Origin of the sequence: Halolamina sp. C58 (assembly GCF_051195095.1) — an archaeon.
Classification (GTDB): Archaea; Halobacteriota; Halobacteria; order Halobacteriales; family Haloferacaceae; genus Halolamina.
This window is the reverse complement of sequence record NZ_JBNTJY010000002.1, coordinates 727,030-735,850: the sequence shown is the minus strand read 5'-3', so window position 1 is coordinate 735,850 and position 8,821 is coordinate 727,030. Positions and strand designations below refer to the sequence as shown.

Below are 8,821 nucleotides of genomic sequence, written 5' to 3'. Positions count from 1 at the left end.
TGGTCTTGCGTATCGGTTACCGTTCGCTGTCCGCCGGCCGAACCGGGGGACACCGAACTACCAAGGCTCGCATCAGATACCGTCCTATGGCGGACCACGGGGGCGGAATCCTCATCCGTCGCAGACAGCGGATCTCGGGCCGAAATCGGCCCGGAACCCCGCTGCCCTCTGCGTATTCCTTCCGAGTGCCCGTTTCCACTTAAGGGCGTCGGATCGTACCGGGCTCGCGCCGAGCGAGTCCGGGTGTCACCGGGGGCGACCGCCCCGGCGACCTTCGCATTCCATTCGATGGGTGGCGAGTACTTAACCCCGTCGGACTATCCGCGCCACGTCATGCGGTTTCACGCGGGTTGTACTCACACGGACGGGTGGAACACCGTCGCTCCCGGAGAAAGTATCGCGCGGCAGGAGGGCGGCCGCTCATCCCACGCTCACACGGGGTCGGGCCGCGTGGTACCGCGCGTCGGATCGTTGCGACGCGGGAACTGATACGCCTGTCGGAGCGACCGAACCATCGACGTCCCGGGAGCTACTCGTCGAGGTGCTCGATCCCCTGCTTGGAGACGTTGGCCTCTGTGATGACCTCCGGCATCCAGTCGGGCTTGTTCTCGGGGGCTTCCTCCTCCCACGCCCAGCCCTCGTAGATGTGGACCTTGTCGGTCCCTTTCTCTCGGAGTTCGATCGGGACTCGGTCGGCGTCGTCCTCGGAGTCGGCTGGCTCGAGCCGTCGAGCCGCCTTCAGCGCCGCCTGCCGCGGCGTGTTGCCCGAGAACACGCTGTCCTCGCCGTCCTCTTCTCGGAGCGCGAAGTTCCGCTTACCGTCTTCTCGTACCATGGTTTCTCGCCATGGGAGTGGTGCACAGGGTACGATATAAAAATATCGGGGCAAACGACCGTTCTGACCGAACTATTTATATATGGGCATGTTCAGAACGCGAGAAATTCCCCGAAAATAACCCCGAATCCACCCGACAGAGGCTCGGGCGCGCCGCACGCGGAGACAACACTTTAGTATCGGCTGAAGCCAAACGGGGATAGATAGACCAGATGGTCCGCAAGAAGAAGCTCAGCCCGAGCGGGGCCAAAGACGAGAACGGCGAGTACCACAACGTCCACGTGAACCTCCACGAGGACGAGCTCGAGGTCGCCGGCATGGAGATCGGCGAGGAGGTGTTCGTGCGCGTCCGCGACGGGAAGATCATCATCCAGTCCGCCGACGCCGAGGACGTGGAACACGACTTCTGAGGACCAGATGGGCCCCTACGACGCCGTCAAACCGCTCCTGTTCTCACTGCCGCCCGAGACCGCTCACACGCTCGTCAGCCGCGGCCTCGAAGCCGTCCAGAACACTCCCGTCGAGGGGCTGCTCCGGGACCGCTACGTCGTCGACGACGACCGGCTCGCGACCGAGGCGTTCGGCCTGCGCTTCCCCAACCCCGTCGGCGTCGCGGCCGGGTTCGACAAGAACGCCCGCGTCCCGCGCGCGCTGGCGGCGATCGGCTTCGGCCACGTCGAGGTCGGGGGCGTCACCGCCGAAGCGCAGGCGGGCAACCCTCGCCCGCGGATGTTCCGCCTCCGGCCCGACCGCGCGCTGATCAACCGGATGGGGTTCAACAACGAGGGCGCGGACGCGGTCGGCGCGCGCCTCGACGACACCACCCTCCCGCACGTCCCAGTGGGCGTCAACCTCGGCAAGTCGAAGTCCACCCCCCTCGCGGACGCGCCCGCGGACTACCGCTACACGTACGAGCGTGTCGCGGACGCCGCGGACTACTTCGTGATCAACGTCTCCAGCCCCAACACGCCCGGCCTGCGCTCGCTCCAGAACCGCGACTCGCTGGAAGCGATCGTCGACGAGCTGCAGGACGCCGGCGCGGCCCCGCTGCTGGTCAAGCTCTCGCCGGACCTCCCGGGTCCCGCGATCGAGGACTCCCTCGAAGTCGTCGCCGAGAAGGGCCTCGACGGCGTCGTCGTCGCGAACACGACGACCGAGCGTCCCGAGAGCCTCCAGTCCCACAATCAGGCCGAGCCGGGCGGCCTCTCGGGCGATCCCATCGAGGAGCGCTCGACCGGGCTCGTCGGCTTCGTCGCCGAGCGCACCGACGTGCCCGTCGTCGGCGTCGGCGGCGTCAGCGACGCCGAGGGCGCCTACCGGAAACTCCGTGCGGGCGCGGACGTGGTCCAACTGTACACCGGCCTCGTCTACGAGGGGCCGTCGCTCGCCCACGAGATCAACGAGGGGCTGCTCGACCTGCTCGACCGCGACGGCTTCGACCACGTCTCCGAGGCGGTCGGCGCCGACCTGTAGAAAGAGCCGCGACGCCTTACTCCTCGACGATCACGAGCGCGCCGTCGGCTTCGAGCATCTCGCCCTCGCCGGTGTACTGGCGCTCGCGCTCGACGGTGAACTCCTCGGCCGACAGTTCGTGGCCCGCCACCGAGAGCGTCTCCTCCCCGATCTCGTACTCGCCGTTCTCGATGCCGGCCTCGATGTCGGGCACGTCGGCGCCGTACTCCGGCCCGACGACCGAGTAGTCGAGATCGATGCCAGTGACGACCGACTCGATTTCGGGCTCCTCGGTCAGTCGCTCCAGCTCCCCGACGTGCATCACGTTCCGGATGTCGCTCTCGAACCCGTCGACGTTGCCGTACACCGACACCGTCGAGAGCTCCGCGTTGAGCGGGAGCTGGCGCTCGCTCTTGTAGCGCCGGAGCGCGCCGACGACCGCCATCGCCGTCTCGCCGGCCTCGTGGTCGGCGTCGATCCCCGTCGGTTCGGGCCACGACGTGCGGTGAATGCTGTCGAACCCGTCCCCCACGCTGCTCGCGGCTTCGCCGCTCGCATCCGAGGCGCGTGGCGCCTCGCTGTACAGCTCCTGCCAGATCTCCTCGGTGATGTGGGCGAGCATCGGCGCGAACAGCTTCAGGAACCGCCGGTGGGCGACCGTCAGCGTGTACTGTGCGGAGTCGTCGTCCTCCTCGCGGACGCGCTGTTTGGCGATCTCGAGGTAGTCGTCACAGAACGTCCCCCAGAAGAAGCTCCGGAGGCTGTCCCGGGCCTTCGAGAACTCCCGGTTCTCGAGCTTCTCCTTCACGAACTCGGCCTCGCCGTCGAGTTCCGCCAGCAGCCAACGGTCCAGCGCCGAGAGCTCGGACTCGTCGATCTCGGGCACGCTCTCGGGCGTCAGCGAGTCGACCAGCTTCGACGCGTTCCAGAGCTTCTGGAGCAGCTTCTCGCCCGCTCGCAGCCCCTTCTCTTGGTACGGCAGGTCGTCGCCGATCGAGCTCCCGGCCGCCCAGAACCGCGCGGCGTCGACGGGGAACTGCGACTTGACTTCCTGCGGGCTGACGACGTTCCCCTTCGACTTGGACATCTTCTCGCGGTTCTCGTCGAGCACCATCCCGTTGATCATCACCGACTCAAACGGCACCTCGCCGGTGTGCTCGTAGCACTTCACCACGGTGTGGAACAGCCAGAAGCTGATGATGTCGTGGCCCTGCGGCCGCAGGTCCATCGGGAACAGCTCGGGGTTGTCCATCGTGAACTCGCCGGCGTCGTCGTCCCAGTCCCAGCCGGCGTTGATCAGCGGTGTCAGGCTGGAGGTCGCCCACGTGTCGAACACGTCGTCCTCGGGGACGAACTCATCGTGGCCGCACGCCGGACAGGCGTCGACGGGCGGGTCGTCCGAGAGGGGATCGACCGGGAGGTCGGCCTTGTCGGCGATGATCTCCTCGTCACAGTCCGCGCAGTACCAGACGGGGAACGGGATGCCCGAGGAGCGCTGTCGGGAGATACACCAGTCCCACTGGAGCCCCTCGATCCAGTGTTTGTACCGCGAGAACATCTTCTCGGGGAACCAGTCCATCTCGCGGCCGGCCTCGAGGTACTCGTCGGTGCTGTCGAGCAGTTCGACGTACCACTGGTCGGCGACGAGGAACTCGACCCCGACGCCACAGCGCTCGTGGACGTTGACGGTGTGCGTGATCGCCCGCCGATCCAGCAGCGCGCCGGCGTCGTCGAGATCCGAGACGATCGCTTCCCCGGCGTCGGCGGCGGCCATCCCCTCGTACTCGCCGGCCACGTCGGTCATGTGGCCGGACTCGTCGATCGCGACCCGGAGGTCCAGATCGTGAGCTTGGTACCACTCGATGTCGGTCTGGTCGCCGAACGTACAGCACATCACGATCCCGGAGCCGGTCTCCATGTCGACGCGGTCGTCCGCGATGATCGGCACCTCGTGGCCGAACAGCGGGATGCGCGCCGACTCGCCGACGAGGTTCTGGTTCGCCTCGTCGTCGGGGTGGACGAACACCGCGACACAGGCGGGGAGCAGTTCGGGTCGCGTCGTGGAGATCGTGAACTCGTTCTGGCCCGCGGACTCGGCGTCGACGACGTCGAACGCGATGTCGTGGAAGTGGCTGTCCTGCTCGTCGTCCTCGGTTTCGACCTGCGAGATAGCCGTTTCACACTCCGGACACCAGATCGCCGGCGCGCGCTGGCGGTACTCTTTGCCCTGCTCGTAGAGGTCGACGAAGGAGAGCTGGGAGACGCGCTGGACCTGCGGCTCGATCGTCCGGTAGGTGTTGTTCCAGTCGATCGAGAAGCCGAACGACTGCATGTTCTCGGTGAACTCGTCCTCGAACTCCGCACAGACCTCCCGGCACTTCTGCTGGAACTCCCGGCGGGAGAAATCCTGGTGGCGGACGTCGAGTTCGCGCTCGGTCAGGCGCTCGGAGGCGATCCCGTTGTCGTCGTAGCCGAACGGGTAGTACACTTCCTCGCCCTGCATCCGGGAAAAGCGGGCGACGATGTCCTGCAGCACCGTCCCGTACACGTGGCCCCAGTGGAGGCTGCCCGACACCGTCGGCGGCGGCGTGTCGATGGCGAAGGCGGTGTTCGGATCGTCTACCTCGCTCTCACGGTAGGCGTAGGTGTCCTCGTCGAGCCACCGATCCTGCCACTTCTCCTCGACGACGTCGGCGTCGTACGGGCCGCTGGGCATGTTGGCTGAACGTTCCCGTGAACGCCTGTTAAATAGCTCGGTCCTGTGAAAACGCGCCACAGGGCGGGCTGGAACGGAGCCTCAGTCCGAGAGCGCGTCCAGCCGGAACTCGAACGCTGCGACCGGCACCTCCAGATCCCGCTCGACGAGCACCGCGGGGTGGACCTCGCCGATCACGCCGACCGAGTCGCCGTCGATTTCGACCTCCGCAGCGCGCCCGTCGATGAAGCTGGGATGCTCCGTGGCGGGCGTCTCCAGATCGGCGTCGAACTCGCCGACGAGCGCCTGCAGTTTCCCCTTGATGTCCTCGTACGTCGCGTCCGTGCGCGCGATCGCGGCCGCGACCGTGCGCTGCTCCGCGACGCCCGTGTTCCCGTCATCGTCGCGCTCGGCGACGAACCCGACCTCCGCGAGCTCCTGCGGGTAGCGCCGGTGGGTGTTGTTCTCCAACACGTGCATGATCGACGGCAGCGCCCACGTCCGGAGCTGGGTGTAGTCCTCGCTGTAGGCGCTCGTGACGTTCACCGCCTCGCCGCCGCCCAGCACGTCGCTCCCCTCCTCGACGCGCATGCGCTCGTAGTTCTCCTCGGGGGAGGAGAGGTGGAAGTTCAGCAGGTCCTCGAACCCGAGCCCCACGAGCGCAGTTCTGGTCGCGCGCTCTAGCCGGCTGCGCTCGTGGCGGCCGCCGATCGTGCCGATATCCGGGTACTTGGGTTCGAGGTCGCCGAACCCGTACGCCCGCCCCACGTCGTCGACGAGATCCATCGGGTGGAGCACGTCGGTGCGGTACGGCGGGATTTCGACCTCGTAGGTCGTCTCGTCGCCGAGGTTGGTGGTCGCGTCGAGCCCGGAGCGCTCGAACAGGTCCACGACCGCCTCCATCTCGAGGTCGATCCCGAGCGTCGTCTCGATCTGGTCGTGTGAGACGGTCTTCTCCCGCGTGTCGAGTTCCGGCCGGACGAGGTGGTCGCCCGCGTGCTCGCCCGTGGCGCCGTCCTCGTACACCACGTCCACGTCCTCGAGGGTCGCGCCGCGGGCGTCGAGCGCGTAGCAGATGATCGCGAGCATGCGATCGATCGTCCACTGGTCGGTGCCGGTGAGCTCGATCAGCAGCTCCCGCGAGTCCGTGGAGACCTCGGTCCGCTGGCCGTTGATCACGGGCGGGAACGAGAACAGCCCCAGTTCGTCGTAGATCGCGGGGTAGCGCTCGTACTCGCTCACGAGGTCGGCGTACTCCTTGCCGGTCGAGTGGTCGGTCAGCACCTCCGCGGGGGTCATCCCCCGGTCGGCGTCCAGCGGGACGAACTCGTCGCCGTCGGGCTCGATCCCGCGGTAGGTGATCGTCGGGCCGCCCACGTCGGTCGGCCCCTCGTCGCCGCCGACGGGGGTGAGATCCTCGGGCGGTTCGAGCTCGTTGTCCTCGCCGATCTCGCGCTGCTCGATGCGTTCGCCCTTCAGCATCGCGAGGTCGTGGATGCCGATTGCGCCTTTCGCGCGCTTGCGGCCCATCGTCGCGTGGAGCTTCTCCTGCAGTTGGATCAGCGAGTCCAGCGCGTCCTCGTCCAAGTCCACCCCGCGTGCGACCGCGCCCGCGACGTACGGGCGCTCGCCCGGGACCGAGGGGTCGACCTCGATCGTCCACTCGGCGTCGTTGGTGTCGGGCACGTCCACGCCGCGGTCGTCGCCGTAGTGGTAGCGCAGCGAGCGGGCGACGCCCTCGACGGAGAGGCGATCGAGCCGATCGGGCGCGAACTCGAACTGGAGGTCGCCGTCGTCGGTCTCGCCCTCGAACTCGAGGCCGAGGCCGAACAGGTCCTCCTTCAGTTGGTCGTCGTCTTTCTCCTCGTGGCCGGTCAGTCGGCGCAGTTCGTCGGTGTCGATGTCGACAACGGGCATCAGTAGATCACCTCCGCGTTCCGCAGGAACTCCAAGTCCGCGAGCGTGCCGTGCAGGTCGCGGATGTCGTCGGCGCCGGTGTACAGCATCGCCAGTCGCTCCAGGGCGAGCCCCCACGCCATCACGTCACACTCGACGCCCAGCGGCTCCAGCACCTCGTCCCGGAAGATACCGCTGTTGCCGATCTCGATCAGCTCGCCGGTCTCGGGGTGGCGGCCGAACAGTTCGAAGCTCGGCTCCGTGTAGGGGTTGTAGTGGGGTTTGAACTGCACGTCCGTGATGCCGAACTGCTCGTAGAACTCCTCGAACGTCCCCATCAGGTCCCGCACCGAGAGGTCCTCGGCCATCACCCACCCCTCGATCTGGAAGAACTCCAGCAGGTGGGTCGCGTCGATGGTGTCGTTACGGTAGGCTTTCTGCACCGAGAAGTAGCGCTGGGGCGGTTCGAGATCGCCCTCGGCCTCGCCGGAGAGATAGCGCATCGAGAGCGAGGTGGTGTGGCCGCGGAGTGCGACCTCACGCGCGAAGTCCTCGCTCCACGGCGAGTGGTAGCCGTCGCCGTCCGAGCCGACGCCCTCGCGGTGGGCGTTCTCGACGGCGCGAACGAGATCCTCCGGCAGCTCCTCGACGGGATCCACGTCCAGCGCGAACCGGTCCCAGTGGGTGCGCGCTGGGTGGTCCTGTGGCATGAACAGCGCGTCGTTGATCCAGAAGTCCGCGTCGGCGTGGGGGCCGTCCATCTCCTGGAACCCCATGCCGACGAGCACGTCCTTCACGCGCTCGCTGGCCTGCCGGAGCACGTGGACCTTCCCCGCCCCGGCCTCGGTCGCGTCGGCCTCGACGTTGTAGTCGGTGAACTCCACCTCCTCCCACTCGCCGGAGGTGAGCATCTCGGGGGTGAGCCGGTCGGCGGTCTCGGCGGCCTCGACGCCGGCCATCAGCGCGTCGACGCCGTCGTCGGTCAGCTGCACGAGGCGGACGGTGTGCTCCTCGCGCTCGATCAGCCCGCGCTCTTCGAGGCGATCGAGCAGCGCCTCGTCGTCGACTGTCTCGCCGGTGTCGATCCGTTCGAGTGCGGCGAGTTCGGGGTCGGCGTCAGGGTCGGCGTCGGGATCAGCGCTGACTTCGCCGCTCTCGATCTCGCCGTAGCCTTTCCGGGCGAAGTTCGACAGCGCGATGTCGACCTCCGGCCCTTCGAGGCCGGCGGCGCCGATGACCTGCCCCATCGCGACGGGATCGTCGCGGGCGCCGGCTTCGACGGCCGTGCGGTAGAGCCGGACCTCGGGGAGGCCCTCGGTGAGGTACGTCTCGGCCTCGTCGGTGATCGAGACCGTCTCCTCGGTCTCGCTCTCGACGGCGACGAGTCCCTCGTCTTCGAGTTCGAAGACGGCAGTCGTGGCTGCCGCCTCGTCGATCCCCGCCTCGGCCGCGAGGTCGGGGATCGGCTGTGCGTCGGTCGCGCTCGCGGCCTGCAGGGCCGCGACCTGTCGTTCGGGGAGTCGCATGTGGTGGGTGTGGTTTGGTGGTCGCCCCGGCGTCGCTGGGGAACGGTGCTGCCCGCTCGGTCGGTTTCGCCCGGTCCGCACGGCCCCGGGCTCCGCCGACCGATCAGGCGAAGAAGAACCCGACCCCGCGACCGTCGGCTGCGTGGCGGTGCGTCCGGGCGGCGGTGTCGGGCGCCATACGCGGAGGAACCCCCCGAGCGCGCAAAAAGGTTCCGTGAGTGGGCCACTGCGACGACGGTGCGACACTCGACTACCGCGACAGCATCTGGTTCGTTGGCTACTGGGACGGCGACCGCAACAGCATCTCGATTGCTGACTACTTGCGACCGCAGTGTGCCGAGCACGAGGCCCATCATCAGAAATCGGAGATTTCTGATTGGCAAACGAGAGCCTGCGGCTCTCGTTGACGGCACAGCA

Annotated in this window: 6 protein-coding genes; 2 read left to right on the top strand and 4 right to left on the bottom strand. The window is 67.6% G+C overall.

Annotation, left to right across the window (positions count from 1 at the left end; translation table 11 throughout):
- Window positions 1–529: 529 nt before the first annotated feature.
- Complete coding sequence (locus ACQUSM_RS14410; RefSeq protein ID WP_379732320.1) at window positions 530–835, bottom strand: non-histone chromosomal MC1 family protein; 306 nt, start codon at window positions 833–835, stop codon at window positions 530–532.
- 212 nt (window positions 836–1,047) lie between these two features.
- On the opposite strand from ACQUSM_RS14410, the gene ACQUSM_RS14405 reads away from it, so the two are divergent.
- Window positions 1,048–1,245 (top strand): hypothetical protein, encoded by a 198-nt coding sequence (locus ACQUSM_RS14405; RefSeq protein ID WP_053946810.1) that lies wholly within the window; start codon window positions 1,048–1,050, stop codon window positions 1,243–1,245.
- A 7-nt stretch (window positions 1,246–1,252) separates the two neighbouring features.
- Window positions 1,253–2,308 carry a quinone-dependent dihydroorotate dehydrogenase gene (locus ACQUSM_RS14400; protein ID WP_435119688.1) on the top strand — a complete coding sequence of 352 codons (1,056 nt, stop codon included), beginning with the start codon at window positions 1,253–1,255 and terminating at the stop codon, window positions 2,306–2,308.
- 16 nt (window positions 2,309–2,324) lie between these two features.
- Here ACQUSM_RS14400 and ACQUSM_RS14395 read toward each other — a convergent pair whose 3' ends face one another.
- From ACQUSM_RS14395 to ACQUSM_RS14385, 3 genes are all read right to left on the bottom strand, one after another.
- Window positions 2,325–5,003, bottom strand: coding sequence for a valine--tRNA ligase (locus tag ACQUSM_RS14395; RefSeq protein WP_435119686.1), 2,679 nt, complete (start codon window positions 5,001–5,003; stop codon window positions 2,325–2,327).
- An 81-nt stretch (window positions 5,004–5,084) separates the two neighbouring features.
- Complete coding sequence (gene pheT / locus ACQUSM_RS14390) at window positions 5,085–6,899, bottom strand: phenylalanine--tRNA ligase subunit beta (protein ID WP_435119684.1); 1,815 nt, start codon at window positions 6,897–6,899, stop codon at window positions 5,085–5,087.
- Window positions 6,899–8,404 carry a phenylalanine--tRNA ligase subunit alpha gene (locus ACQUSM_RS14385; RefSeq protein ID WP_435119682.1) on the bottom strand — a complete coding sequence of 502 codons (1,506 nt, stop codon included), beginning with the start codon at window positions 8,402–8,404 and terminating at the stop codon, window positions 6,899–6,901. The genes pheT and ACQUSM_RS14385 overlap by 1 nt, the downstream gene beginning before the upstream one ends.
- Window positions 8,405–8,821 lie beyond the last annotated feature (417 nt).

What these genes read in the sequence shown, in the direction of transcription:
- ACQUSM_RS14410 (WP_379732320.1), bottom strand. Translation starts at nt 835, where the DNA reads ATGGTACGAGAAGACGGTAAGCGGAACTTCGCGCTCCGAGAAGAGGAC.
- ACQUSM_RS14405 (WP_053946810.1), top strand. Translation starts at nt 1,048, where the DNA reads ATGGTCCGCAAGAAGAAGCTCAGCCCGAGCGGGGCCAAAGACGAGAAC.
- ACQUSM_RS14400 (WP_435119688.1), top strand. Translation starts at nt 1,253, where the DNA reads ATGGGCCCCTACGACGCCGTCAAACCGCTCCTGTTCTCACTGCCGCCC.
- ACQUSM_RS14395 (WP_435119686.1), bottom strand. Translation starts at nt 5,003, where the DNA reads ATGCCCAGCGGCCCGTACGACGCCGACGTCGTCGAGGAGAAGTGGCAG.
- pheT (WP_435119684.1), bottom strand. Translation starts at nt 6,899, where the DNA reads ATGCCCGTTGTCGACATCGACACCGACGAACTGCGCCGACTGACCGGC.
- ACQUSM_RS14385 (WP_435119682.1), bottom strand. Translation starts at nt 8,404, where the DNA reads ATGCGACTCCCCGAACGACAGGTCGCGGCCCTGCAGGCCGCGAGCGCG.